Origin of the sequence: Caldimonas sp., assembly GCF_046291045.1 — a bacterium.
In the GTDB taxonomy this organism is placed as follows: Bacteria; Pseudomonadota; Gammaproteobacteria; order Burkholderiales; family Burkholderiaceae_C; genus Caldimonas.
The window spans coordinates 35,687-62,421 of the sequence record NZ_JBKBSL010000021.1; the positions used below are offsets into that span (position 1 = coordinate 35,687).

The following is a 26,735-nucleotide window of genomic DNA, read 5'->3' on the forward strand; positions in this document are numbered from 1 at the left end:
GGCAGTTGACCGCTTTGCTGCGCATGCAAGGTCTTGAGTCGCTTGACGAAAGGAGCCTCGATGCTCTGCACCTTTCGGGTGAGCGCGCCCAACTGCCAGACCTAGGCTGAACTGTCGCACAGGTGACGCCTGAGGTGCGGGTTCGTCCTGCCGCCCACGAGACACTTCCTCGACGGGCGGGAGTGGAATCATGGCGCAAAACTGCGCGAACACGCGCCTCGATCATGAGGAAGGAGACACCCTTGCACCCCTCAAAGACCCGGGTCAGACTCAAACTGCTGACCGCCTGGATGCTCGCCCTGACTGTCGTCGCCTGCGGTGGCGGCAATGAACGCCCGGACGGCGAGGACGCCCTCACCCGCGTGATGACCACCCATGGACCTGTGCGCGGCACGGCTGGTCCTTCGATGGTGCAGTTCAAGGGCATCCCCTATGCCGCGCCGCCCATCGGAGCCCTTCGTTGGCGGGCGCCGCAAGCCCCGGTCGCCTGGACCCAAGAGCGCCAAGCCCAGGAATTCGGCCCCGCGTGCGCTCAACCGGCCAGCGCATTCGGCACCCCCAGCCCGACCACCAATGAAGACTGTCTGACCCTCAACGTATTCCGTCCGAGGGCCCCCGGTCCCCATCCGGTGATGGTATGGATCCATGGCGGAGCGTTTTACCTCGGCTCCAGCACGGCGTATCCGGATGTCTCCAGCTTGGTCGGCCAAAACGTGGTCGTCGTGACGCTGAACTATCGCCTCGGAGCGCTCGGCTTCATGGCCCATCCGGCCTTGAGTGCCGAGCAAGGCGGCCATTCCGGCAACTACGGATTGATGGACCAGCAGTTCGCGCTGCGGTGGGTGAGAGACAACATCGCCGCATTCGGCGGTGATCCGGGCAATGTGACGCTCTTCGGTGAGTCGGCTGGCGGCTTCAGCGTCTTGTCCCACCTGGCGGCCCCCGAGTCGGCCGGGCTGTTCCACAAGGCCATCGTGATGAGCGGTGCCTACGGTCTGGACGTGCAAGACAGCCTGAGTCAGTCGGAAAGCAAGGGACAAGCCTTGGCCACCGCCGCAATGAGCATCGTCTCGGGGTCCGGCGGCACCACGTGCGACACCGGCAGTGTGGAGTGCCTGCGCAGCCTTCCGGTGACAGCCTTGCTCGGTGCGCAGATGACGGCTTACCCTCGCGGACCGGTTCCCAGTATCGATGGCCGCGTTCTCGATGCGTCGGTACGCCACAAAATTTGGGCGGGCACTCAGCACCCGATGCCTGTGCTTCAAGGCTCCACGCGAGACGAGTACCGGCTCTTTGCCGCGTTGAGCGAGTTGGGGGGCGCAGCCCCACTCACGCCCGAGACCCTGCCCGCGGCCATCACGGGACTGGGGCTGCCGGCGCCGATCGCCAGCATCCTGGCCAGCGGGACCTACCACCCCGCCCTGTTCGCCGACAACGCGAGCTTTGCCTTCGGGGCCCTGGGCACCGACTTGGTGTTTGCCTGCAACGGCCTCAATGTGGCACGCCGGCTATCCGGTCACGGCCAGTCGGTCTATGCCTATGAGTTTCGCGACCGCACCGCGCCCGAGGTCTTGCCTGCCGTGAGCTTCCCGCAAGGCGCCGCTCACTCGGCTGAACTTCAATACCTCTTCGACATGCCCCGCCCTCTGAATGCCGAACAGACGGCGTTGAAGCATGCGATCGTGCGCTACTTTTCCAGGTTTGCGCGCACCGGCCAGCCCGATGTGGTCGGACTGCCGTCCTGGCCTGCCTTCGCCAGCGACACGCCGATCTACCTGGGCCTGGATGTGGCGGGCGGCGAGGGCATCGCCACGCGCCTGAACTTCGCCACGGAGCACCACTGCGACACCGTCTGGTCCAGCCTGAACGACGACTGACCCACGATCAATCAACTTCAGGGAACGGGGTTGAGCCCGCCGCACGGCGGGCTTCTTTTTTTTGCTGCGCCCTCTCGGCTCGCTCCCCCATCGAGTGGCCTCGGTCAAAAAAAAGCCGGGGACAAGGCCCCGGCGGTCTTCATGCCCTGGGGTCAGCTCCCGGTGGGCACACGGCCTTCCACACCTTTGATGTAGAAGTTGATACCGTGCAGGAACTTGTCGTCAGCCACCTCACCGGCCTTCAGGATCTCCTTGCCATCTTGTCCGACGATGGGGCCCTTCCAGATCTGGAAGCTGCCGTCCTTCAGACCGGCCTTGACGGCATCGACCTTGGCGCGGATGTCGGCCGGCACCTTGTCGGAGACGGAGACCAGGTCGATCGCGCCTTCCTTGACACCCCACCAAGTGGTCTCGGTCTTCCAGGTGCCCTCGAGCACGTCGCGCGTGGCCTTGATGTAGTACGGCGCCCAATTGATGATGGCCGAGGCGAGGTGAGCGTTGGGGCCGAAGTGGCTCATGTCGGAGTCCCAGCCGAAGGCGAGTTTGCCGGCCTTCTCCGCGGCCTGCAGCACGGCCGAGGAATCGGTGTTCTGGAACAGCACGTCGGCGCCCTGGTTGAGCAGCGACTGCGCGGCCTCGCCTTCCTTGGGCGGGTCGAACCACTTGTTGACCCACACCACCTTGGTGGTGACCTTGGGGTTGACGCTCTGCGCGCCCAGGGTGAAGGAGTTGATGTTGCGGATCACCTCGGGAATGGGCACCGAGCCCACCACGCCCAGGGTGTTCGATTTCGTCATCGCGCCGGCGATCACGCCGGCCATGTAGGCCCCTTCATAGGTACGCGAGTCGTAGGTGCGCATGTTCTCGGCCGTCTTGTAGCCGGTGGCATGCTCGAACTTCACATCCTTGTGGTCGCCGGCGATCTTCAGCATGTAGTCCATGTAGCCGAAGGTGGTGCCGAAGATGAGCTTGTTGCCCTGGTTGACCATGTCGCGGATCACGCGCTCGGCGTCGGCGCCTTCGGGCACGCTCTCAACGAAGGAGGTCTGCACGCGGTCGCCGAACTCGGCCTCGATGGCCTTGCGGCCGTTGTCGTGAGCGAAGGTCCAACCGGCATCCCCCACCGGCCCCACGTAAGCGAAGGCGATCTTCAGCGGCTCGGGCTTGGCTGCCGGGGCCTGCGCGGCCGGCGCCGGCGCCGGCGGCTCTTCCTTCTTGCCGCAGCCCACGAGGGCGGCCGCGGCCGCCAGGGCCCCCAGGCCGGCCAGACGGACCAGGGTGCGTTTGGTGAAGTCGGTCATGTCGAAGCGTCTCCGATGAAAGGGTGGAGGAAGGTGAACGGGCAATTATGTCGCCATCAGCCGCCGGGGTAGAAGGGCTTGCCCAGCGAGGCCGGCATGTTGACGCGGATGAAGCTCGGGTTGCGCGAGATCAGCACCAGCACCACGATGGTGGCCAGGTAGGGCAGCATCGTCAGCAACTGACTGGCGATCTGCACGCCCTGCCCCTGCAGGTGGAACTGGAGCATGGTCACGCCGCCGAACAGGTAGGCCCCAAGCAACACGCGTGCCGGGCGCCAGGTGGCGAAGGTGGTGAGGGCCAGCGCGATCCAGCCCTTGCCGGCGATCATGCCCTCCACCCACAGCGGGGTGTAGATGACCGAGATGTAGGCCCCGGCCAGGCCGCACAGCGCGCCACCGGCCAGCACGGCCAGCAGCCGGATGCGCCGCACCGGATAGCCCAGCGCGTGGGCCGACTCCGGCGATTCGCCCACGGCACGCAGCACCAGGCCGGCCCGTGAGCGATAGAGGAACCACGCCAGCGCCAGCGTCAGCACGATGGCGAAGTAGACCATGGGGTGGTGCTTGAAGAAGGCCGAGCCGAAGAACGGCAGGTCGGCCAGGCCCGGGATCTCGAAGCGGGGCCGGTCGCTCAAGCGCTCCTGGGTGTAGCGGATGCCGACGAAGGCCGAGAAGCCCACGCCGAAAAGGCTGAGGGCCAGACCCGAGGCGTACTGGTTGGTGTTGAGCCAGATGACCAGGAGCCCGAACACCAGCGCCATGGTCGCGCCGGCACCGGCGCCCGCTGCGAAGGCCAGCCAGTCGTTGCCGGTGTGCACACCAGTGGCGAAACCGGCGATGGCGGCCACCAGCATCATGCCCTCGGCCCCAAGGTTGACGATGCCGGCGCGCTCGTTGATGAGCAGGCCCAGCGAGGCGATGGCCAGCACCGTGCCGGCATTCATCGTGGCCGCGATCAGCAGGGCGATCGGCTCCATGTCAGGCCCCTTCCTTGGCAACGCTCCCCACTGGGCGCCCCCTGAGCCGCCAGCGGATGCGGTGGTGGATCAGCGTGTCGCAGGCCAGCAGCGCAAACAGCAGCAGGCCCTGGAAGACGCCGGTAATGGACTTGGGCAGGCCCATGCGCGACTGGGCGAGTTCACCGCCGATGTAAAACATGCTCATGAGGATCGCGGAGAAGACGATGCCCACCGGGTGGAGCCGCCCCACGAAAGCCACGATGATGGCGGCAAAGCCATAGCCCGAGGGCACGTGCGGCGTGAGCTGGCCCAGCGGGCCGGCGGCTTCCAGCGCACCGGCCAGGCCGGCCATGCCCCCGGAGACCAGCAGCGCCGTCCACAGCGCCTGGCGCGAGGAGAAGCCCGCATAGCGCGCGGCCATCGGCGCCAGGCCACCCACCTGCAGCTTCAGGCCCGCGTAGGTGCGGAAGAGAAAGATGCTGAACACGGCCACCATCACGAGCGCCACGATGAGGCCGATGTTGACCCGCAGACCGGTGAACAGGCGCGGCACCTTGGTGGCATCGGCGAACGTGACTGTCTGTGGGAAGTTGAAGCCCGCCGGGTCTTTCCAGGGACCGTAGACGAGGTAGCTCAGCAGCATGTCGGCCACGTAGACCAGCATGAGGCTCACCAGAATCTCGTTGGCGTTGAAGCCGTCTCGCAGGCCGGCGGTGAGCGCTGCCCACACCATGCCGCCCACCACGCCGGCCAGTAGCACCACGACGAAGAACCCGCGGGCGGTGTCGGGTCCGGCCTGCATCGCCACGCCGCCGGCGAAGATGGCCCCAAGGATGAACTGGCCTTCGGCACCGATGTTCCAGACATTGGAGCGAAAGCACACCGCCAGTCCCAGGGCGATCAGCACCAAGGGCACGGCCTTCATCGCTAGTTCGCTGAGCTGATAGCCGCTCTTGAGCGGCTCGACGAAAAACATCTGCAGGCCGCGCACGGGATCCTTGCCGAGCATGACGAATAGGCCGATGCCGATCAGCACGGTAATGGCCAGTGCCAGCAAGGGCGAGGCGAAGGACATCGCCCGCGACGGCGTCGCGCGGGCTTCGAGCTTAAGCATGGTGCACTCCGGTGGGAGACGGTGAGGGCGCCTGGGCAGCCTCGCGCGGCCACAGGCCGCTCATCCACTCGCCGATGCGCTCGACGGTGGCCTCCCGCGTGCGCAAAGCGGGCGACAGCCGCCCCTGGGCGATCACGACGAGCCGGTCGCTGATCTCGAAAAGCTCGTCGAGCTCCTCGCTGACCACGAGCAGCGCGCAGCCGGCATCGCGCAGCGCCAGCAGCTCGCCGCGGATCTGCGCGGCGGCCCCGACGTCCACCCCCCAGGTGGGCTGGGCGACGATCAGCACCTTGGGGCTGGCGCTGATCTCGCGCCCGACGATGAACTTTTGCAGGTTGCCACCCGACAGGCTTTTGGCCACGGCGGCGGGGCCGCCGGCCTTGACCTGGAAGCGGCCGATGATCGCCTCGGTCATCTCACGCACGTGGCGCAGGTCGATCCAGCCGGTCGTGCGGTGCACGGCCTCGGTGCGCGTGAGCAGGGTGTTGAGCGCCAGCGACAGCGTGGGCACGGCCCCGCGCCCCAAGCGCTCCTCGGGCACGAAGTGCAGGCCTTGTCGGCGGCGGCGGCGGGCATCGTGGCGGGCGATGTCCTGGCCGAACAGGCGGATGCTGCCCACCGGGGCGCGCGTGTCCTCGCCCGACAAGGCCGCCAGCAGCTCCTGCTGGCCATTGCCCGACACCCCGGCCACCCCGAGGATCTCGCCGGCGCGCAGCTCGAAGGCGATGTCGTGCAGCGCAGTGCCGAAGGGGTGGAGTTTGGGCAGGCTCAGGCCCTGCACGGCCAGCGCCACCGGGCCGGCCCGGGCCTCGCGATGCACCAGCTCGGGCGGGTCGGCTCCGATCATCAGGCGCGACAGACTGGCGTTGGTTTCCTTCGTCGGGTCGACCTCGCCGGTGACCCGGCCGCCGCGCAGCACCGTGCAGTGGTGGCACAGCGCACGGATCTCGTCGAGCTTGTGGCTGATGTAGAGGATGGAGCAGCCGGTGTCGGCCAGCTTGCGCAAGGTGACGAAGAGTTTGTCCACCGCCTGGGGCGTGAGCACCGAGGTGGGCTCGTCCAGAATGAGCAGTTGTGGGTTCGTCAGCAGCGCCCGCACGATCTCGACGCGCTGGCGCTCGCCCACGCTGAGCGTGTGCACGGGGCGCTGGGGATCGACGTCCAGCCCGTACTGCCCGGAGACCTCGCGGATGCGCTCGCTCACCTGGGCCAGGCTCAGTCCCCGGCCCAGGCCGAGCCATACGTTCTCGGCCGCGGTGAGGGTGTCGAACAGCGAGAAATGTTGGAACACCATGCTGATGCCCAGCTCACGCGCCTCGTGCGGATTGCGCACCCGTACCGGCTGTCCGTTCCAGCGCATCTCGCCCTCGTCGGGCTGCACCGCGCCGTAGATGATCTTCATCAGCGTGGATTTGCCGGCCCCGTTCTCGCCCAGCACGGCATGGATCTCGCCGGGCGCTACCTTGAGGTTCACCCGATCGTTGGCCTTGACGGCAGGGTACTGCTTGCTGATGCCCAGCAGTTCGAGGCGCAGGGGCATGGGGTTCTCCGAAGGACGGGCCGGCGTGTTCACGGCCCGTGATTGTGCCTTTCCCGGGACGGCCCCGGCCAGAAGCACGAGAGCCGGGCCGGGGCGCAGGCCGCCGTGCAGCCAGGCTCAGTGGCCCCCGATGAAAATGAACTTGAAGAGGAAGATGCCGCCGATGATCCACACCATCGGATGGGCCTGGCGGGCCTGGCCGGTGCCCAGCTTGAGCACCGCATAGCTGATGAAGCCGAAGGCGATGCCGTTGGCGATGGAGTAGGTCAGCGGCATGGTCAGGGCGGTGACGGCCGCCGGGATGACCTCGGTGGTGTCCTCCCAATCGAGTTCGGTGAGCTCGCGCAACATCAGGCAGGCCACGAAGAACAGCGCCGGTGCCGTGGCCTAGGCCGGCACCGAGCCGGCCAGCGGCGAGATCATCAGGCAGGCCAGGAAGAGCACGGCCACGGTCACGGCCGTCAGGCCCGTGCGCCCGCCGGCCTGCACGCCCGAGGCGCTCTCGATGTAGGCCGTGGTGCTGGACGTGCCCAGCAGCGATCCCGCAAAGATGGCGCCGCTGTCGGCCAGCAGGGCCCGGTTCATGCGGTGCATCTTGCCTTCGCCAAGCAGGCCAGCCCGCTTGGCCACGCCCATCAGCGTGCCGGTGGCGTCGAAGAGTTCGACCAGGAAGAACACGAGGATCACGTTGAACACGCCCACTGCGAGGGCCCCGCGGATGTCCAGCGCCAGGAAGGTCGGTGCGATCGAAGGCGGTGCGGAAAACACGCCCACGAAGGTGTTGCCCGCGAACACGAAGGACAGCACGGTGGCCAGCAGGATGCCGATCAGGATGGCGCCGCGCACCTTGAGACGGTCGAGCACGACGATGGTGAAAAAACCCAGGACGGCCAGCACCACGGAGGGCTGGTGCAGGTTGCCCAGCGTCACGTAGGTAGCCTTGGACGCGGCGACGATGCCGGCGCTCTTGAGGGCAATGATGGCCAGGAACATCCCAATGCCCACCGTGATGGCCACCCGCAGCGAGTGGGGAATGCCCCGGATGATGAGCTCGCGCAGCTTGAGCAGGGTGACGAGCAAAAAGAGGCAGCCCGAGATGAAGACCGCCCCCAGTGCGACCTGCCAGGTGTAGCCCATGCCCAGCACCACCACGTAGGCGAAGTAGGCGTTCAACCCCATGCCCGGGGCCAGGGCGATGGGGTAGTTGGCGTACAGGCCCATGATCAGCGTGCCCAGTGCTGCGATCAGGCAGGTGGCCACGAAAACGGCATCCTTGGGCATGCCGGCATCGCCCAGGATGGAGGGGTTGACGAAGATGATGTAGGCCATCGTCAGGAAGGTCGTCAGCCCTGCGGTGAGTTCGGTGCGCACGTCGGTGCCGTGCGCGTGCAGCTGGAACCATCGTTCCAGCAGCGGTCGGGACGCGGCGGACGGCATCGGGGGGTGGATGTCGGCAACGCCGGGCGTGGGATCGGTCTGGGCCTGCATGGTTTGTCTCCTCAGTGCGGGTCGGACTCGCCCGCTTGTGATGGTCAGGGAACGGGTTTCGGGGAACGACGGTCAGCCGGTGTCGCGCCGCACGCGTGCCACGCCCGCCACGAAGGCCTCGGCCAGGTGGCGCTCGTCGGCCAGAGTCATCCAGGCAAACACCTTCTCGTGCAGTCCCGTGGCCACGGCCAGGCGGCGCTCGCCCACGGGGCCCAAGGCCCAGTCCCACACGCACAGGTCAGCCAGGCGGCCGGCCTCCAGGCTGCCGATCTCGTGGTCCAGCCCCAGGGCGATGGCGGCGCCTCGGGTGGCGGTGTACAGGCCCTTCCAAGCGGTGAGCTTCACCCCTTGCAGGGCCTGGACCTTGTAGGCTTCGGCCAGAGTGCGGATCATCGACAGGCTGGTGCCGCCGCCCACGTCGCTGGCCACGCTCACCCGGGCGCCCGCGTCTTCAAGGGCCCGCCAGCCGAACAGGCCACTGCCGAGAAAGAGGTTGGAGCTCGGGCTGTGGGCGATCTGGGCCCCGGTGGCTGCCAGCAGGGCGCGGTCGGCGTCGTCGAGCCAGATACCGTGCGCCAGCACGGCCTGCCGGCCGAGCAGGCCGTGGCGGTGGTAGACGTCGAGGTAGCTGCGGGCCTGGGGAAAGAGCTCGCGCACCCACTCCACCTCGGCGCGGTTCTCGGCCACATGGGTCTGCATGTACAGCCCCGGCACCTCGCGCATCAGGCGGCCGGCCATCTCGAGCTGCGCCACGGTGCTGGTGGGAGCAAAGCGCACGGTCATCGCATAGGCGAGGCGGCCGCGGCCGTGCCAACGTTCGATGAGTTCGCGGCTGTCGCGTTCGGCGCTGTCGACGGTGTCCAGCAGCCCAGGCGGGGCGTTGCGATCCATCAGCACCTTGCCGGCCACCATGCGCATGCCACGGGCGTGGGCAGCCGCCAGCAGCGCATCTGCACTGACCTTGTGCACGGTGGGGAAGACCACCGCGCTGGTGGTGCCGTGGGCCAGCAGGGCATCGCAGAAGCGCTCGGCCCCGGCCTGGGCCTCGTGCGGATCGGCATAGCGCTGCTCGGCCGGGAAGGTGTAGGTGTTCAGCCAGTCCAGCAGCTCGGTGCCGAAGCTGGCGATCACGTCGAGCTGGGGGGCATGCACATGGGTGTCCACGAAACCCGGCAGCACCAGGCGGCCACGGTGGTCGATGCGCGTCCAGCTCGCATCGAGGGCAGCATCGCTGGAATGCGCGCCGCGGATCACACCGTCTTCCACCAGCAGCCAGTGGTCGGGCCGAAAGCGCACGGCCGCACCCGGCTCGACGCCCCAGCCCGGATCGGCAGTGAAGTCGAGCAGGTCGCCGCGCAGGGCGAACTTGGAGCGGGAGGTGGCGGTCATCTGCAGGGCATCCTGGGAGTCAGGGTCATTGCGGCACCAGGGCGCGAGCGACATCACGCACCTGCTCGCGGAACCAACGGTGGGCTGCGGACGGATGGGTGCGGTCGTGCCAGAGCTGGTAGTAGCTCATGGGTGGAAAAGCCACCGGGCAGCGCACGATGCGCACCGGCAGATGATGGACGTAGCGCTGGCAGAACTGCCGCCCGGTGGTCAGCACCAGCAGGCTGGCGGCCACCATCTGCGGAATCTGCCCGAAGTGGGCGCTGCGCACGGTGACGCGCCGGTGCAGGCCCTGAGCGTCGAGGTAGGCGTCGATCACGCCCAGGGCTTCGCGCCCGGTGTGCAGCGGCGTGGGGGCGACATGCTCACAGTCAAGGTAGCGCTCGACCGTCCAGCCGCGGGCGCTGCGCACGGCGGGGTGGTCCTGGTTGACCAGGCAGACCACCTCGTCGGTGAGCAGACGCCCCAGGTGCAGCTCCTCGGGCGGTTCCAGCCAGTTGCCCACCACCAAATCGACCTCCCCCGAGGCCAGCGCGCGGCGCACGTCGAACTCCGCTGTCAGTGGGACGAGATCGAGCTGCACCAGCGGCGCCTCGTGCTTGATGTGGGCCACGAGCTGGGGCAGAAAGAGCGGGTCGAGGTAGTCACTGGCGGCCACACGGAAAGACCAGGTGGCCGTCTGCGGGTCGAAGCTGCGGCTGCGCTGACGCGCCCCGAACAGGCGCTCGGCCTCGCGCAGCACGGTGGCCGCAGGCTCGAGCAGATCCAGCGCGCTGGGCGTGGGCGCCATGCCGTTGCCCGAACGCACCAGCAGCGCATCGCCCGTCAGCTCACGCAGACGGCGCAGATGGGCACTGACGGCCGGCTGGGTCAGGCCCAGCTTCAAGGCGGCACGAGAGACGCTGCGTTCGGTGATCACGGTGTGCAGGACGCGGACGAGATGGAGCTCGATCTTGTCGAAATCGGCGCGCAGTGCCATATCGGTTCTCCAATAACCTTTATTCGGATTCTCGTATACGCTGGGCAGACGTTGGCGTTACCGTTGCGGTATCCGCCCCGGGCCGCCGCCGTTGCGGCAGCGGCCTTGCATCATCACCTTCGACGCCATGCTCACGCGACCGATCCGCTTCTACGCCCAAGGCCGGCTGCACACCCTGCCCGAGGCCGTGCCCACTCGCACGGTGCTGCAGTACCTGCGCGAGGACCTCCACTGCACCGGCACCAAGGAAGGCTGCGCCGAGGGCGACTGCGGCGCCTGCACCGTGGTCATCGGCGAGCTGGCCGATCTTTCCGCCCCGCCGGCGCCCGGTGTCAGCCGCGTGGGTGCGCTGGACCTGCGCAACGTCAATGCCTGCATCCAGTTCCTGCCGACGCTGGACGGCAAGGCCCTGTTCACGGTGGAGGATCTCAAGCGCCTGGCCGGCGGCCGCCTGCACCCGGTGCAGCAGGCCCTGGTCGAATGCCATGGCTCGCAGTGCGGCTTTTGCACCCCGGGCTTCGTGATGTCACTGTGGCACACCTATGAACGCCACGGCTGCGGTGCCGCCGGCCGGCCCAGCCGCCAGCAACTGGCCGACGACCTGTCGGGCAACCTGTGCCGCTGCACCGGCTACCGGCCGATCCTGGACGCAGGCGAACGCATGTTCGACCTGCCGGCGACGACCTTCGACACCGCGCCCATCGAACAGGCGCTGCGCAGCCTGGCCGGCGAACAGGGCGCGCAGCTCGCGTCCCCCGCCGGCGCGGCCCGCTTCTTCGCCCCACGCACGCTGGCCGAGCTGGCCGATCTGCGCCTGGCCCATCCGCAGGCCCGGCTGCTGGCCGGCTCCACCGACGTGGGCCTGTGGGTCACCAAGCAGCTGCGCGATCTCGGTGACCTCATCTACCTGGGCGAGGTCGCCGAGCTGCGGCACATCGAGCGGCGCGACGGCCGGCTGCACATCGGTGCAGGCGCCACGCTCGAGGCGGCCTGGAGCGCCCTGGTGGCGCAGTATCCGAATCTGGCCGAGCTGTGGCTGCGCTTTGCCTCGCCGCCCATCCGGCATGCCGGCACCATGGGGGGCAACGTGGCCAACGGGTCGCCCATCGGCGACAGCGCACCGGCGCTCATCGCGCTGGATGCGCAGATCGTGCTGCGCCGCGGCGAACGGGTGCGCCGGCTGATGCTCGCCGACTTCTACCTCGACTACATGAAGAACGCGCTGGAGCCGGGCGAGTTCGTTCAGTCGCTGGAGGTGCCCCTGCCCCAGGCGGGCCAGGTGGTGCGCGGCTACAAGATCAGCAAGCGCTACGACAGCGACATCTCCGCGGTGTGCCTGGGGCTGTCCCTGTGGCTGGACGGCGACACCGTGCGTGACGTGCGCCTGGCCTACGGCGGCATGGCCGCCACGGTGCGCCGCGCTCCCCGCGCCGAGGCCGCGCTGCGCGGTGGGCCCTGGTCGCACGAGCGTGTGCAGGCCGCCATGGAGGCGCTCTCGCAGGACTACCAGCCGCTGACCGACATGCGGGCCACGGCCGAGTACCGCCTGAAGGTGGCGCGCAACCTGATCCTGCGGGCCTGGTACGACACCCGCCCCGGTGCCGCCCCCGTGATGGTGTGGCACGACATGCCGCACGCCCTGCCCGCCCCGGCCGATGTGTGAGGACCCCGCCATGAACAAGCGTGCCGACCTGACCGAACTGAACCCCAGCGAGCCCTTCCCCGCCTACCGGGACAACGTGGCCCTGCGCATCGATGCCGACGACGAGGCGCAGCGCCTGCGCGCCGGGGCCCGCGTGGGGGTGAGCCGCCCCCACGAATCGGCCCACCTGCACGTGGCCGGCGAGGCCACCTATACGGACGACATCCCCGAGGTGGCGGGCACGCTGTATGCGGCGCTGGGGCTGTCGCGCGAGGCCCATGCGCGCATCACCGCGCTGAACCTCGGTCGCGTGCTGGCGCAACCGGGCGTCGTGGCGGTCTACACCGCGCGCGACATCCCCGGCACCAACGATGTCGCGCCCATCGTGAAGGGCGACGACCCCATCCTGGCCGACGGCCTGGTGCAGTACGTGGGCCAGCCGGTGTTTGCGGTGGTGGCCACCTCGGTGGAAGCCGCCCGGCGTGCCGCAGCCCTGGCTCGGCAGCCCGATGTGGTGGCCTACGAGAGCCTGCCGGCCCTGCTCACCCCGCAAGCGGCCCATGCGGCCGGCCGCTACGTGCTGCCGCCCATGCACATGAGGCGCGAGAGCGCCCCGGGAGCCCTCCAGCGGGTGCTGGCCCAAGCGCCGCGCAAGCTCAAAGGCGTGTTCGACGTGGGCGGCCAGGAGCAGTTCTACCTGGAAGGACAGATCGCCTACGCCCGCCCCCTCGAAGACGACGGCATGCTGGTGCAGTGCTCCACCCAGCACCCCACCGAGATGCAGCATGTGGTGGCGCATGCCCTGGGCCTGCAGGCCCACCACGTGCGCGTGGAGTGCCGGCGCATGGGCGGCGGTTTCGGCGGCAAGGAATCGCAGTCGGCGCTGTTCGCTTGTGTGGCGGCCATCGCGGCGCGCGCGCTGCGCCGCCCGGTCAAGCTGCGCGTGGACCGAGACGACGATTTCCTCATCACCGGCCGGCGCCACTGCTTCCACTACGAGTACGAGGTGGCCTACGACGACGAGGGCCGCGTGCTGGGCGCCGAGATCGACATGGTGTCGCGCGCGGGCTTCTCGGCCGATCTTTCCGGCCCGGTGATGACCCGCGCCCTGTGCCACTTCGACAATGCCTACTGGCTGCCCGAGGTGGCGATCCATGGCTACTCGGCCAAGACGAACACGCAAAGCAACACCGCCTTCCGTGGCTTCGGGGGCCCGCAGGGCGCCATCGCGATCGAGCAGATCCTCGATTCCATCGCGCGCGACCTGGGTCGTGACCCGCTGGACGTGCGCAAGCTCAATTTTTATGCCCGCGAGGGACAGACCACTCCCTACGGCCAACCCGTCGAGGACAACGTGATCCACGAGCTCGTGGACGCGCTGGAGCGCAGCTCGGACTACCGTGCCCGGCGCGAGGCCGCGCGGGCCTTCAATGCCGCGAGCGCCGTGCTGAAAAAAGGCATCGCGCTCACGCCGGTGAAGTTCGGCATCTCCTTCAACGTGCCGCACTTCAACCAGGCCGGCGCGCTGGTGCACGTCTACAACGACGGCTCCATCCTGGTGAACCACGGCGGCACCGAGATGGGCCAGGGCCTGAACACCAAGGTGGCCCAGGTGGTGGCCCACGAGCTGGGCGTGCACTTCGAGCGCGTGCGCTGCAGCGCCACGGACACCGACAAGGTGGCCAACACCTCGGCCACCGCGGCCTCCACCGGCAGCGACCTCAACGGCAAGGCGGCCCAGGACGCCGCCCGCCAGATCCGCGAGCGGCTGGCCGCGTTTGCCGCCAGCCGGTTCGGCGGCTTGCCGCAGGACGTGCACTTCGCCAACGACATCGTGAGCGTGGGCGGCCGCAGCCTGCCGTTCCACGAGCTGGTGTGGGCGGCCTACCTGGCCCGTGTGCAGTTGTGGAGCGATGGCTTCTACGCCACGCCCAAGATCCACTGGGATCCGAAAACCCTCAGCGGCCGCCCCTTCTACTACTTTGCTTATGGTGCTGCCGTGTCGGAGGTGATCGTGGACACACTCACCGGCGAGGCCCGCACACTGCGCGCCGACGTGCTCTACGACGCCGGGCGCTCGCTCAACCCGGCCGTGGACATCGGCCAGGTGGAAGGCGCCTTCATCCAGGGCATGGGCTGGCTGACCACCGAGGAGCTGTGGTGGCATCCAAGCAGCGGCCGGCTGATGACGCACGCACCGAGCACCTACAAGATCCCCACGGCCAACGACGTGCCGCCGGTGTTCAACGTGCGCCTGTACGACGCCGAGAACCGCGAGGACAGCATCCATCGCTCGAAGGCGGTGGGCGAGCCGCCGCTGCTGCTGCCGTTTTCAGTGTTCTTCGCGATCCGCGATGCCATCTCGGCCGTGGGCAGCCACCGCGTCGACCCCCCGCTGCGCGCGCCGGCCACGCCCGAGGCTATCCTGGCGGCCGTCGAGGCCGTGCGACAGGTCGCCTGATGCTGCGCGAGACCGCACGCGCCTGGCTCGACCGCGGCCTTGCGGCCGCGGTGGTGAGCGTGGACCACACCCAGGGCTCGGCCCCGCGCGAGGCCGGCACGCGCATGCTGGTGTCGGCTGGCGAGGTGGCCGGCACGATCGGTGGCGGCCACCTGGAGTTCGAGGCCATTCGCTTGGCGCGCGAGGCCCTTGCCCAGCCGGGATGGACCGTCTTTACACAGCGTTTTCCGCTGGGCCCGCGCCTGGGACAGTGCTGCGGCGGCGTGGTCGTGCTGCGCTTTGCGCCGCTGGACGAAGCCGCCTGGGCGGGCTGGGCCGTGCAGCCCCCCCGCTTCGTGTTGCAACTCTATGGGGCCGGCCATGTCGGACGCGCGCTGGTACGCCTGCTGGCGACCCTGCCCTGCCAGGTGCAGTGGATCGACGAACGCGACGACGCTTTCCCCACCGAAGCACCCGGGAGCGGACAGGCCCATGTCGAGCGCCTGTGTGTGGACAGCGTGGAGGCCGAGGTCGACCGCGCCCCGCCGGGGGCCTGCTTCCTCGTGATGACGCACCAGCACGACCTGGACCTGCGCATCACCGAGGCCATCCTGCGCCGCGGCGACTTCCGCTATTTCGGTTTGATCGGCTCGAAGACCAAGCGGGCGCGGTTCGAACATCGACTGGCCGAACGGGGCGTCGCGCCGCAGGCGATCGCGCGGATGCGCTGTCCGATCGGCGTGCCGGGCATCGAGGGCAAGGCACCCGAGGTGATCGCGGTGGCGGTGGCGGCCGAGTTGCTGCAGGCCACCTCCCCGGCCACCAACTGAGACTCACGCAGCCGCGTGCTCGCTCAGCGGCGAGCCGGCCACGCGGCGCAGTGCCTCGACGTCCAGCACCTTCACGGTATAGCCCGCCACGTCGATGACCTGGCGCTCGCGCAACTGGCGCAGCACGCGCGAGAAGGTCTCGGGGGTCACGGCCAGTTGCGAGGCGATGGCCCGCTTGCGTTCGCGCAGCGCCACCAGCGCGGTCTTGCTGCCCTCGCTGCCGGGCCGCAGCTCGGCATGCTCCAGCAGCCAAGTCGCGCAGCGCGCCTCGGCGTCCTTGAGCATCAAGCCCAGGGTGCCTTCTGTCAGGCAGCGCACCCGACGGGCCAGGGCCCGCACCAGGCCGTCGGCGAGGCTGGGATGGTCCATGCAGCACTCGCGGGCCGCCTCCACGTCGAAAGACCACAGCAGCGCCTCGCTTTGGGTCACCGCATCTTCGAGGTAGCGCCCATCCAGCCAGGCACTGGCCACGTCGAGCCACTGACCGGGCTCCACCAGCCGAGTCTGCTGGGCCAACTTGCCCTGGCGCAGCGTGCCCAGCGCCACCTGCCCAGAGACCACCAGCCACAGCGCCGTCGCGCGCTGGGTGCGATCGAGCACCACCTGCCCCCCCTCCAGCAGGTGTTCGTGCGCCAAGGCGGCCAAGGCCTGCGCCGCCTCGCGAGTGACCCGCGCCGGCACCAGCGCGGCCTGCAACAAAGCCACCCTGGCATCGAAAGGAATGCCCCGCTCACGCTGGGCCGCGCCGGCGGGATGGCCTCGGTATCGGTCCATGAGCCTGTTCATCGTCTGCTCCACACACCAGGAGATCGTCGAACCCTGACTCTCTCAGTTCGGCCCGTGGCAGGTGTTGCGTTGGCTCAAGAAAGCCGATCTGCACTGGCGCGGCCTGCCAAGGCCCGCGGGTTGTCCCCAGGGATGAAACTTGATCCACCGCAAGGCCTATCGGCCCTGCGCATCCCCCGCCCAGCGCATTGCGCGCACAATGGCTTGCGACCCCGGGCCCGTCGGAGCGGGCCCCAGAGTGCTGCCATGCTTCCCGGTTTCCAGTCCCCCGCCGTCGGCTTCGATCAGCCCTTCGAGATGCTCGAGGCCTGCCATGAGCGCGTGCAACGCAGTGTGGCCCTGCTGCAGCGTCTGGCCGAGCACCTCCACCGGGTGGGCAACGACGAGCCGGCCCGACAGGCGGCGGCCGATGTGCTGCGCTACTTCGACGTGGCGGCCCCACATCACCACGAAGACGAGGAGCGTCATGTGTTTCCGCCACTGTTGGCCCTGCCCCGGGACGCAGCTCATGCCGCCGTACACGCCGCAGTGCGCCGGCTTGAGCAGGACCACCGGCTGATGCGCCAGCTGTGGCAGGGTCTGCGCGAGGCACTGCAGCGCATCGCACAAGGCCAGGAAGCCGACTTCTCGCACCAGGAACTGGAACTGCTGCAACGCTTCACCGGGCTGTACGACAGCCACATCGCGCTGGAGGAGAACGTGATCTACCCCGCAGCCCGCGTCCGGCTGGACGCGCAAGCCCAAGCGGCGATGGGGATGGAGATGGCCTCGCGTCGAGGGGTGGTATCCACCGGCCCTACCGCCGCGACACGCTGAAAGCCGGCTGCAAGCGGGCACTGGCCACCAGGCGCAGCACCCCCTGCAGGCGTTCCTGGTCGACCGGTTTGGTGAGATAGTCGTCCATGCCCGCCTCCATGCAGCGGGCCCGGTCCATCGGCATCGCCCGTGCCGTGAGGGCCACGATCGGGCAATGCCAGCCATACTGAGCCTGCAAGGCCCGGATGCGGTGAGTAAGTTCGATGCCGCTCATCCCCGGGATCTGCAGGTCCAGGAAGATCAGGTCGAATTCCTCGGCATCGCAGCGTGACAGCGCCTCCTCGGCCGTCACCGCCGCACTCACTCGGTGGCCGGCTCGGCGAATCATCTGACCGGCGATGAAGCGATTGACCGCGTGGTCGTCCACGAGCAGCACGTGCAGGCCCTGCGCGCCCTCGGGAACCCCCTCGTCGGTCTCCAGGCCGGCCAGCCCCACGTAGCCGGTGGACTCGTAGCGCGAGCGCGCCTTGTCACGCGAGACATTGACCGTGGCAGACACCGCGGCGTTCCAGCCCTGCAGGACTTCGTCATCGCCTGCTGCATCGACGGACGCAGCCAAGGGCAGCAGCGGCAAGGTCAGGTGGAAGCGGCTGCCCACGCCAACCTCGCTTTCGGCCCAGAGCTGTCCGCCCAGCGCCTGCGCCAGCCGGCGCGAGATCGTCAACCCCAGCCCGGTGCCGCCGAATTCCCGGGTGGTGGAGTTGTCGGCCTGGGTGAAGGACTCGAAGATGCGATCGAGCTTGTCCGGCGCGATGCCCACGCCGGTGTCGGCCACACACAGGTGCAGCACCGCCGAGCCGCCGCGGCCTTCGGGCCAGGCCGTCACGTCCACCCGGCCCTGGCGCGTGAACTTGATGGCATTGCCCACCAGGTTGACCAGGATCTGACGCAGCCTCAGCGGGTCGCTCACGAGCTGCGACGGCAGCTCAGGCGCGATCGTGCACTGCAAAACCAGGCCCTTCTCGGCCGCACGCGGCTCCAGCGGCGCCAGCACCTCGTGCAGCAGTCCCTGCAGGTCGAAGCCGAGCTGCTCCACCGTCAGGCGGCCGGCCTCGATGCGCGAGAGGTCGAGGATGTCGTTGAGAATGTTCAGCAGCGAGGTGGACGAGGACTTCACCAGCGTCAGGTAGCGGCGCTGTGTCTCGTTCAGCGGGGTGTCCAGCGTGAGGTCCACCAGGCCCATGATGCCGTTCATCGGCGTGCGGATCTCGTGGCTCATGTTGGCGAGGAATTCGCTCTTGGCCCGGCTGGCCGCCTCGGCGGCGGCCTTGGCCTCGCGCAGGGCAGCCTCCACCTGCTTGTGCTGCGTGATGTCGGTCACCACACCCAGGATGCCGCCCACCTGGCCCTGGGCTCCCGTGAACAAGGTGCGGCTGTGGATCAGTTCACGCATCTCGCCCGAGGGCAGGGTCAGGCGCGTCTCGAAGGTCTGTACCCCACCGCTGGCAAACAGCCGCTGGTCGTGCACTTCCTCGTCCGCGCCGCCGCCGCCCAGCACGTCGCGGGCGGTGCGACCCAGGAAGTCCTCGCGGCGCAGGCCGATCAGGTTCTCGCAGGCCCGGTTGCAGCCGATGTAGCGGCCCAGCGCATCCTTGAAGTAAACCGGGTTGGGGATGATCTCGACCAGCTCCTCGATGAAACGGAGCTGGTGCAGCACCTCCTCCTCGGCCTGGCGCTGCAGCGTCACGTCGGTGTGCGTGCCCACCATGCGCAGCGCCTGGCCCGCAGCATCGCGCGCCACCACCCGGCCGCGCGAGCGCACCCAACGCCATTGGCCGTCCCGGCTGCGCACGCGGAACTCACCCTGATAGCGCGGGGTCTCGTTGCGTAAATGAGCCCGGAGCTGCTCACGGGCCTCGAGGCGATCCTCGGGGTGCATGTGCTCGCGCCAGCGCTCGAGGGTCATCTCGACCTCCCCCGGCGCGTAGCCCAGGATCTCCAGCAGACGGGGGCTGAAGTAGGCCGCGCCGGTCACCAGATCCCAGTCCCAGAAGGCGTCCTGCACGCTCTCCATGGCCAAGCGCATGCGTTCGGCGTCGCGATGCTGATGGCGGGCCTGGGCCAGCTCGGCCTCCAGCGCCGACTGTGCGGCCGCCACCGACTCCAGCCAGCGCTGCAGCTTCACGACCGCCTCGGCCCGCACGGCCGGCTCGGCCCCCACGAGGGAGCGCAGCCAGGCGGCCAGCTCCTCGGGCTGGTTCATGCCCATGGGGACAGGCCTCGGCGGCGTCACGGGGGACCCCCAGTTCATGCGAGCAGACTCGGCGGGGACGATGTGTTCATTCGGCACGGAACGAGCATTGTGCCGGTTGCATCGCGGGCCCACGTCCCCCAGGAGGGGGAACTCACATTTCGCAACAATGCCGCCACGGCCCTTCGTCGATTCCGTCACATCCGCGGACGTCCCGCCACCTCGGACTCAGTGACAGGGACCATGCCATTGCCGGAACACCCGGGGCGGCATCGGGTCGGGATGGGCAAAGAGCCCACGCCGCGCCTCCCGGGCCTGGGCTTCCTCGGCATCGTAGGGCCCGCGCCCCGAGGCAAAGCGGTAACTCCAAGCCAGGCCCTGGGCGACCATCCAGGCTCCCACGTCCTCACCCTCGTGGTGCAGCCGCCCCAGCCAGCGGGCATAGGCGTCCTGGCGCCGTAGCAGCAGGTGCACCGATTGGCCTTGCAGCCGCTGTGCCAAGGCCGCTCGTGCTTCGGGGCCGCCTGTCTGGCAGGACTCGGGCGCGTCGATGCCGTCGATGCGCACCTTCACCCGCCCTGCGAGCAGCGGGTCCGCCGGCCCCATTTCGACCCAGACCGTGTCGCCATCGGTGACATGGACCACGGTGGCCAGGCGCTCCACCGGCGCACGGCCCTGCGCCCCTGCCGAAGCCGGCCAGGCCATGCACACGGCCAGCACCGCCTGCGCGATCCTGGCCCGCCAACTCCGGGGACGAGGCCCTTGCCCAGCAGGGGCCTGCCGCGACAGAATGCACCCAGGGGCTACCACCGGGCCCCGCGGGCCCGACGGCAGACCGGTTCCAAGGAGGATCGCCATGCCGACCTATCAATACCGTTGCGAAAAATGCGGGCATGTCTTCGAGCATGTCGAACACATCGCCGAGCACGAGACCGTGCGACTGACCTGCCCCAAGTGCGGCAGCCCGGCTGTGCAGCATACGCCCACCCGCTTTTTCGCACAGACCTCGAAGAAGAGCTGAACCCGCGCGAGGCCCGTCGTGCATCCGTGTCGGATGCCCTCAGGGGCTGGCGTGCATCTGCACGGGCCGCTCGTCAAGGGCCATGCGGCTCACGGGCCCAGGGCCCTTTGGGCGTCCTTCAGAATGCGGGCCAGCCGGTCGGCCAGTTTCTCGTTGCTGAGCTTCTCACGAAAGCGCTCGACCATCAGCGGCAGGCTCATCGGGCTGGGGTGAGGCAAGTCCACCACCTCACGGCACCAGACCTGCAGCCGCTGTAGCGTGGCGGCCAGGCGCTGCAGCTCGAGCTCCTGGCTCAGCACCTCGCGCTCGGCCTGCTCCAGCAGCAGGTTGCCGGCGTCGTACTTGCGGAACACCTCGAAAAAGAGGCTGCTGGAGGCCTGGAGCTGCTTCATGCTCTTGGGCGCACCGGGGTAGCCGCTGAACACCAGCCCGGCCACGCGAGCGATTTCGCGAAAGCGCCGCTGCGACAGCTCGGTGGCGTTGAGGCTGGCCAGCACGTCGCCCAGCAGGTCGTCCGTGGTGAAGACCGAGCCATCCAGGACCGGCGAGAGATCCACCGGCTCGGCGCTGAGCAGCTCGAAGCCGTAGTCGTTCATCGCGATGCTGAAAGTGTTGGGCCGGTCGCGCGCCAGCCGCCAGGCCAGCAGACTCGCCAAGCCCAGGTTCACGAAACGGCCCGCGAAGGGATAGAGGTAGAGGTGCTGCCCTTCGCGCGAGCGCAACCGTTCGACCACCAGCGTGCCGGGCCGAGGCAGCCGCGAGACGCGACGCTGCATCTCCAGCATGGGCCGCGCCGTCTCCAGCTCGGGCTCGGCGAAGTCGCCCTGGTCGGCGCCGGCCAGCAGTTCGAGCACGGCGTCGGCCATCTCGGTGGACAAAGGCATCTTGCCGCCGCCCCAGCGCGGCACGGCGCCGCGGTTCTTCTCGGCACGTCGCACGTAGGCCGTCATGTCCTGCACACGGATGAACTCCAGCAGCCGCCCGCCAAAGAGGAAGCAGTCACCCCTCTTCAAGCGGGCGATGAAGCTCTCCTCCACCGATCCGAGGCGGGCCCCACCGAGGTACTTCACCTGCATCGAGGCATCGCTGACGATGGTGCCCACCTGCAGCCGGTGGCGGCGCGCAATGCCGGCATCGGGCACACGGTAGACACCGTCGACGAGCTGCACGCGGTGGTATTCGGGGTAGGCGTGCAGGCTCTCGCCACCGCGTTCGACGAAGGCCAGGGCCCAGCGCCATTCGGCGTCCGTGAGTTCGCGGTAGGCCCAGGTGCTGCGCACCTCGGCCAGCAGGTCGGACGCCACAAAGCCGCCGCCCAGCGCCACGGTGACGAGGTGCTGCACCAGCACGTCCAGGGGCTTGTCGGGCGACTCGCGCTTTTCGATGCGCCCGGCCTGCGCCGCGCGACGAGCCGCCGCAGCCTCCACCAGCTCCAGCGTGTGGGTGGGCACCAGGGTCACGCGGCTCGGACGCCCCGGGGCATGGCCACTGCGGCCGGCGCGCTGCAGCAATCGGGCCACGCCTTTGGCAGACCCGATCTGCAGCACACGCTCCACCGGCAGGAAGTCCACTCCCAGGTCCAGCGAGGAGGTGGCCACCACGGCCTTCAGCCGCCCCTCCTTCAGGCCCAGCTCCACCCACTCCCGCGTGGCCTTGTCGAGCGAGCCGTGGTGCAGGGCGACGATACCGGCCCACTCGGGTCGGGCCTGAAGCAGCATCTGGTACCAGATCTCGGCCTGCGAACGGGTGTTGGTGAAGACCAGGCTCGTGCCCGAGCGTTCGATCTCCTCGACCACCGGCGCCAGCATCTGGCCACCCAGGTGGCCCGCCCAGGAGAATCGCCCCGGCTCATGCGGCAACAGGGTGTCGATCACCAGCGCCTTGTCCACCCGGCCCTGCACCAGACAGCCCTCGCCACCGCCCAGCAGCACGGCCATGGCCTCATCCACATTGCCCAGCGTGGCGCTCAGGCCCCAGGTGACGAGGCCCGGATGCCAGCGTCGCAACCTCGCCAAGGCCAGTTGCACCTGCACGCCCCGCTTGTTGCCCATCAGCTCGTGCCATTCGTCGACGATGACCGTGTGCACACCGGCCAGCCGCTCGCGCGCATCGGCCCGCGTGAGCAGCAGGCTCAGCGACTCGGGCGTGGTGACCAGGGCCTCGGGCAGGCGGCGGTCCTGACGGGCTCGCTCGGCAGCAGGCGTGTCGCCGGTGCGCAGGCCCACACGCCAACGCGGGGCCAGGTCCGGTAGCGGCAGGGACAGGGCCCGCACCGAATCGGCTGCGAGGGCCCGCATCGGCGTGATCCACAGCACCCGCGCGCCAGCTGGCGCCGGGACCTGGGCCCGATCACGCATCAAGGCCCCCAGCCACACCGCATAGGTCTTGCCCGACCCGGTGGAGGCGTGCAGCAGCCCGCTGTGCCCGGCCGCCAGGGCCTGCCAGACCTCGCGCTGGAATGGGAAGGCCGTCCAGCCCCGCGAGGCCATCCAGGCATCCGCCGGGCTCAGGTCCACTTCGTCGGGCTGGCGCTGCATGGGATGCGATTATTCCGTGGGCCCAGGCCGGTTGCCGGCTTGACGTGCATCAACCCGATGCGGCACCGTGGCGGGCAGGATGCCTCCATGGTCAACACCACCCCATCGCCCCACCCTGCACCCGTCTTCAGCGCCCGCGGCCTGAGCAAGGTCTACCGCACCGGCGAGGTTGAGGTGCATGCCCTGCGCGGGGTTGACCTGGACGTCTACCGCGGCGAGTTCATCGTTCTGCTGGGGGCCTCGGGCAGCGGCAAGTCCACGTTGCTCAACATCCTGGGCGGGCTGGATGTGCCCACTGCCGGTCAGGTGCGCTTTGCCGACCATGACCTCAGCGCCGCGTCCGAGGCCGAACTGACCCGCTACCGGCGTGAGCATGTGGGCTTCGTGTTCCAGTTCTACAACCTGATCCCCAGCCTGACGGTGCGCGAGAACATCGCGCTGGTCACCGACATCGTGCCGGACCCCATGCCCATCGACGAGGCCCTGGCCCTGGTGGCGCTGACGCCACGGCGCGACCATTTCCCATCGCAGCTCTCGGGTGGCGAGCAGCAGCGCGTGGCCATTGCACGCGCCATCGTCAAGCGCCCCGAAGTGCTGCTGTGCGACGAGCCCACCGGCGCGCTCGACTACGAAACCGGCAAGCTGGTGCTGGACGTGATCGCACGCATCAACCGCGAGCTGGGCACCACGGCCATCGTCATCACGCACAACGCAGCCATCGCCGGCATGGCCGACCGCGTGATCCGCCTGGGCGACGGCCGCATCCTCAGCGTCGAACGCAACGAGCACAAGCTCACACCGGCGGAACTCGCATGGTGAAGGCCCTGCTCTCCCTGGCCTGGGTGCCCACGGCGCTCAACCGCAAGCTGATGCGTGACCTCGTGCGGCTGTGGAGCCAGGCGCTCACGATCGCGCTGGTGGTGGCCAGCGGCATCGGCGGCTTCCTCACCAGCCTGAGCGCCGTCGACTCGCTGGCCCTGGCGCGGGAACGCTTCTATGCGCAAGGCCGCTTCGCCGACGTCTTTGCCTCCGTCAAGCGGGCCCCCGCGGCCCTGGCCGACCGCCTGCGCGACGTGCCGGGCGTGGCCGATGTTCAGACCACCGTCGAGCAGCTGGTGCGGGTTCGCATCGAAGGCCTGCCCGATCCTATCCTGGGCCGCCTGATCGGCCTGGAGGCACGGGAGCCCTTGCGCATGAACCGCGTCATCGTGCGCACCGGCCAGGCCCCGACGTCCCAGGGCCCCGCGCGCAGCGACGGCCACCTCGACGCCCTGGTGTCGGCCGGCTTTGCCGACGCCCGGGGTCTGAAGCCCGGGGACACCGTGACGGCGCTGGTCAATGGCCGGCAGCGCACGCTGCGCATCACCGGCACCGCGCTGTCGCCCGAGTACATCTTCGCCGGCCTGGGCGGCATGCCCGACCTGCGCGGCTTCGGTGTCTTCTGGGTGGATCACGAGGCGCTTGCCGCCGCCTACGACATGCAGGGTGCCTTCAACCAGATCGCCGTGAAGCTTGCCCCGGGTGCGGCCGAGCAGGACGTGCGCGCACGCCTGTCGCGGCTGCTCGCGCCCTACGGGGCCGGCGAGGCGGTGGGCCGCGAGGACCAGTCCTCACACGCCATGCTCGATGCCGAGATCAAGGAGCAGCAGGTGTTGGGCACGGTGCTGCCGTCGATCTTCCTCGGCGTGGCGGCCTTCCTGCTGCACGTGGTGGTCTCGCGCCTCGTGTCCACGCAACGCGAGCAGATCGCCGCGCTCAAGGCCCTGGGCTACCCCAACCGCCGGATCGCCTCGCACTACCTCCAGCTCGTGATGGTGATCGTTGCGGTCGGCCTCGCCCTGGGCGTGTGGCTGGGCGATGCGCTGGGCGCGGCCTTCACGCGGCTGTATGCCGAGTTCTTCTACTTCCCGGTTTTCGGACACCGCCTGGCCCCGCACCTGCTGGTGCTGAGCCTGGGCATCACCGTGGCCACCGCCGTGGCGGGCACGCTCAGCGCCATCGGTGCCACGGTGCGGCTCGCGCCGGCCGAGGCGATGCGCCCGCCGGCCCCCGGGCGCTTTCGCCGCACCCTGCTCGAGCGGCTGGGCCTGCGTGGCGTGGCGCCGGCCTGGCAGATGATCCTGCGCAACATGGAGCGCCGCCCGCTGCGAACGGCCCTGTCCATCGGCGGCGTCGCTGCCTCGGTGGCCATCGTGGTGATGGGCAACTTCATCCGCGACGCGATGGACCACATCGTCGACACCCAGTTCAACCTCGCCATGCGCAGCGACGTGATCCTGTGGATGGTGGAAGCCGGCAATGACACTGCCCGCCTGGAAGTGGCGCGCCTGCCGGGTGTGATCGCCGTGGAATCCGGCCGCGACCTGCCGGTGCGCTTCGTGCACGGGCCCATCAGCGAGCGCGGGTCCATCCAGGGCTACGCCCCGACGCCCGAGCTTCGGCGCATCATCGACATCCGCGGCCGCCAGACGCCCCTGCCGGACGACGGCCTGGTGATGACCGACCGGCTGGCGCGCAAGCTGGGCTTGCGCATCGGTGACGCGGTGCAGGTGCAGGTGCTGGAGGGACGCCGCCAGACCCTGACGCTCACGCTCGCAGCCACGGTGCAGGAGATGATGGGACTGAACGCCTACATGGAGCGCCAGGCGCTGAACCGGCTCGTGCAGCAAGGCGATGTGTCGTCACAGTACGCCGTGGCTCTGGAGCGTGGCAGCGAGGCGGCCTTCCTGGAAGCCAGCCAGGGCCTGCCCCGGGTGGTGGGCAGCTTCAGCAAGCACACCCTGCTGCGCAACATGGAAGAGATCAGCGCACGCAACATCCGGCTGATGAGCACGGTGCTCACCCTCTTCGCCAGCGTGATCGCCGTCGGCGTGGTCTACAACAACGCCCGCATCGCGCTGTCCGAACGCGTGTGGGAGCTGGCCAGCCTGCGCGTGCTGGGGTTCAGCCGCGCCGAGGTGTCGGGGCTGCTGCTGGGCGAGATGGCCCTGAGCATCGCCATCGCCCTGCCCATCGGCATGGTGCTGGGCTGGGGCCTGGTGCACCTCATCGCCCAGTTGCTGCAGTCCGACCAGTTCCACTTTCCGGTGGTCATCCAGGCCCGCACCTATGCCTGGGCCGGCCTGTGCGTGGTGGCCGCCGGTGTGGCCAGCGCCCTGGTCGTTCGCCGCCGCATCGACCACCTGGACATGGTGGCCGCCCTGAAGACCCGGGAATGACGTGATGATGAAGAAGAAGACCTTGGTGACCGCTGCCCTGGCCATCCTGGCCGTGGGCCTGTTGCTGGCCTGGGCGTTCGCGCCCCGCCCTGTCCAGGTCGAGGTGGCCGAGGCCCGCCGCGGTCTCTTCGAGCGCAGCATCGAAGAAGATGCGCGCACCCGGCTGCGCGACCGCTACGTCGTCTCGGCCCCCCTGGGTGGGCAACTGGCGCGCATCGCCCTGCGCGAAGGCGACAGCGTGCGGGCCGGCGACGTGCTGGCCACGCTCACGCCGGTCTACTCGCCCATGCTGGATGAGCGCACCGTGAGTGAGCTCACGGCCCGCATCGAGACCGTCCAGGCCCTGGTGCAGCGCGCCGGCGCCCGTGTCGAACGTGCCCAGGTCGCGGTGGAGCTGGCCCGCCAGGAGCTCGCCCGCAGCGAACAGCTCGCCCAGCAAGGCTTCATCGCCGCCACCAAGCGCGACACCGACCGGCTGGCCCTGGACGCCGCCCGCAAGGAATACGACACCGCCGTGCTCGACCAGCGCGTGGCCCGCCACGAACTGACACAGGCCCGGGCGGCCTTGTCGGCCGTGCGCAGCCCCGGCACCGGCGCGGCCCGCGCC

Annotated in this window: 19 protein-coding genes and 1 pseudogene; 9 read left to right on the forward strand and 11 right to left on the reverse strand. The window is 69.1% G+C overall.

Annotated elements, in window-relative coordinates; all coding sequences use genetic code 11:
* Positions 1-290: 290 nt before the first annotated feature.
* The gene (locus tag ACK4ZD_RS09430; RefSeq protein ID WP_409660861.1) at positions 291-1,877 is read left to right on the forward strand and encodes a carboxylesterase/lipase family protein; all 1,587 of its coding nucleotides are present in this window, start codon (positions 291-293) and stop codon (positions 1,875-1,877) included.
* Between the two features lie 152 nt (positions 1,878-2,029).
* Here the strand turns inward: ACK4ZD_RS09430 and ACK4ZD_RS09435 are convergent, their stop codons facing one another.
* The 7 genes and pseudogenes from ACK4ZD_RS09435 to ACK4ZD_RS09465 all read right to left on the reverse strand — a co-directional run bounded on the left by ACK4ZD_RS09435 (position 2,030) and on the right by ACK4ZD_RS09465 (position 10,647).
* A complete protein-coding gene (locus ACK4ZD_RS09435) occupies positions 2,030-3,178 on the reverse strand; it encodes a BMP family ABC transporter substrate-binding protein (RefSeq protein WP_409660863.1) in 1,149 nt (382 codons plus the stop codon).
* 56 nt (positions 3,179-3,234) lie between these two features.
* Entirely contained in the window at positions 3,235-4,155 is a 921-nt protein-coding gene (locus ACK4ZD_RS09440) for an ABC transporter permease (protein WP_409660866.1), read from the reverse strand.
* Position 4,156: 1 nt separating this feature from the next.
* Complete coding sequence (locus ACK4ZD_RS09445; protein ID WP_409660869.1) at positions 4,157-5,251, reverse strand: ABC transporter permease; 1,095 nt, start codon at positions 5,249-5,251, stop codon at positions 4,157-4,159.
* The gene (locus ACK4ZD_RS09450; RefSeq protein WP_409660871.1) at positions 5,244-6,791 is read right to left on the reverse strand and encodes an ABC transporter ATP-binding protein; all 1,548 of its coding nucleotides are present in this window, start codon (positions 6,789-6,791) and stop codon (positions 5,244-5,246) included. The genes ACK4ZD_RS09445 and ACK4ZD_RS09450 overlap by 8 nt, the downstream gene beginning before the upstream one ends.
* Positions 6,792-6,908: 117 nt before the next feature.
* Positions 6,909-8,228 (reverse strand): annotated as a pseudogene (locus ACK4ZD_RS09455) (NCS2 family permease).
* Positions 8,229-8,351: 123 nt separating this feature from the next.
* Positions 8,352-9,668, reverse strand: coding sequence for a guanine deaminase (gene guaD / locus ACK4ZD_RS09460; RefSeq protein WP_409660872.1), 1,317 nt, complete (start codon positions 9,666-9,668; stop codon positions 8,352-8,354).
* A 25-nt stretch (positions 9,669-9,693) separates the two neighbouring features.
* Positions 9,694-10,647, reverse strand: a complete 954-nt coding sequence (locus ACK4ZD_RS09465) for a LysR family transcriptional regulator (protein WP_409660875.1) — start codon at positions 10,645-10,647, stop codon at positions 9,694-9,696.
* A gap of 127 nt (positions 10,648-10,774) precedes the next feature.
* On the opposite strand from ACK4ZD_RS09465, the gene xdhA reads away from it, so the two are divergent.
* From xdhA to xdhC, 3 genes are read left to right on the forward strand one after another with little or no spacing between them, the layout of a single operon-like run.
* Complete coding sequence (gene xdhA, locus ACK4ZD_RS09470; RefSeq protein WP_409660877.1) at positions 10,775-12,310, forward strand: xanthine dehydrogenase small subunit; 1,536 nt, start codon at positions 10,775-10,777, stop codon at positions 12,308-12,310.
* Between the two features lie 10 nt (positions 12,311-12,320).
* On the forward strand, positions 12,321-14,750 hold the full coding sequence (gene xdhB / locus ACK4ZD_RS09475; RefSeq protein ID WP_409660879.1) for a xanthine dehydrogenase molybdopterin binding subunit: 2,430 nt from the start codon (positions 12,321-12,323) through the stop codon (positions 14,748-14,750).
* A complete protein-coding gene (gene xdhC / locus ACK4ZD_RS09480; RefSeq protein ID WP_409660882.1) occupies positions 14,750-15,559 on the forward strand; it encodes a xanthine dehydrogenase accessory protein XdhC in 810 nt (269 codons plus the stop codon). Before xdhB ends, xdhC begins: the two co-directional genes overlap by 1 nt.
* Before the next feature lie 3 nt (positions 15,560-15,562).
* Here xdhC and ACK4ZD_RS09485 read toward each other — a convergent pair whose 3' ends face one another.
* Complete coding sequence (locus ACK4ZD_RS09485) at positions 15,563-16,333, reverse strand: Crp/Fnr family transcriptional regulator (RefSeq protein WP_409660885.1); 771 nt, start codon at positions 16,331-16,333, stop codon at positions 15,563-15,565.
* A 258-nt stretch (positions 16,334-16,591) separates the two neighbouring features.
* Between ACK4ZD_RS09485 and ACK4ZD_RS09490 the strand changes: the two genes are divergently transcribed.
* Positions 16,592-17,161, forward strand: coding sequence for a hemerythrin domain-containing protein (locus ACK4ZD_RS09490; RefSeq protein ID WP_409660887.1), 570 nt, complete (start codon positions 16,592-16,594; stop codon positions 17,159-17,161).
* Here the strand turns inward: ACK4ZD_RS09490 and ACK4ZD_RS09495 are convergent.
* On the reverse strand, positions 17,142-19,364 hold the full coding sequence (locus tag ACK4ZD_RS09495) for a PAS domain-containing protein (protein ID WP_409660890.1): 2,223 nt from the start codon (positions 19,362-19,364) through the stop codon (positions 17,142-17,144). The genes ACK4ZD_RS09490 and ACK4ZD_RS09495 overlap by 20 nt on opposite strands.
* A 216-nt stretch (positions 19,365-19,580) precedes the next feature.
* On the reverse strand, positions 19,581-20,072 hold the full coding sequence (locus ACK4ZD_RS09500; protein ID WP_409660893.1) for a thermonuclease family protein: 492 nt from the start codon (positions 20,070-20,072) through the stop codon (positions 19,581-19,583).
* A gap of 136 nt (positions 20,073-20,208) precedes the next feature.
* On the opposite strand from ACK4ZD_RS09500, the gene ACK4ZD_RS09505 reads away from it, so the two are divergent.
* On the forward strand, positions 20,209-20,373 hold the full coding sequence (locus tag ACK4ZD_RS09505; RefSeq protein ID WP_409660896.1) for an FmdB family zinc ribbon protein: 165 nt from the start codon (positions 20,209-20,211) through the stop codon (positions 20,371-20,373).
* A gap of 89 nt (positions 20,374-20,462) precedes the next feature.
* Here the strand turns inward: ACK4ZD_RS09505 and ACK4ZD_RS09510 are convergent, their stop codons facing one another.
* On the reverse strand, positions 20,463-22,910 hold the full coding sequence (locus ACK4ZD_RS09510) for a ligase-associated DNA damage response DEXH box helicase (protein WP_409660899.1): 2,448 nt from the start codon (positions 22,908-22,910) through the stop codon (positions 20,463-20,465).
* Between the two features lie 87 nt (positions 22,911-22,997).
* On the opposite strand from ACK4ZD_RS09510, the gene ACK4ZD_RS09515 reads away from it, so the two are divergent.
* The 3 genes from ACK4ZD_RS09515 to ACK4ZD_RS09525 all read left to right on the forward strand — a co-directional run.
* A complete protein-coding gene (locus tag ACK4ZD_RS09515; protein WP_409660901.1) occupies positions 22,998-23,729 on the forward strand; it encodes an ABC transporter ATP-binding protein in 732 nt (243 codons plus the stop codon).
* Entirely contained in the window at positions 23,723-26,128 is a 2,406-nt protein-coding gene (locus tag ACK4ZD_RS09520) for an ABC transporter permease (protein ID WP_409660904.1), read from the forward strand. Before ACK4ZD_RS09515 ends, ACK4ZD_RS09520 begins: the two co-directional genes overlap by 7 nt.
* Positions 26,129-26,135: 7 nt before the next feature.
* The coding region (locus ACK4ZD_RS09525) for a biotin/lipoyl-binding protein (protein ID WP_409660907.1) at positions 26,136-26,735 on the forward strand (600 nt) is incomplete at its 3' end.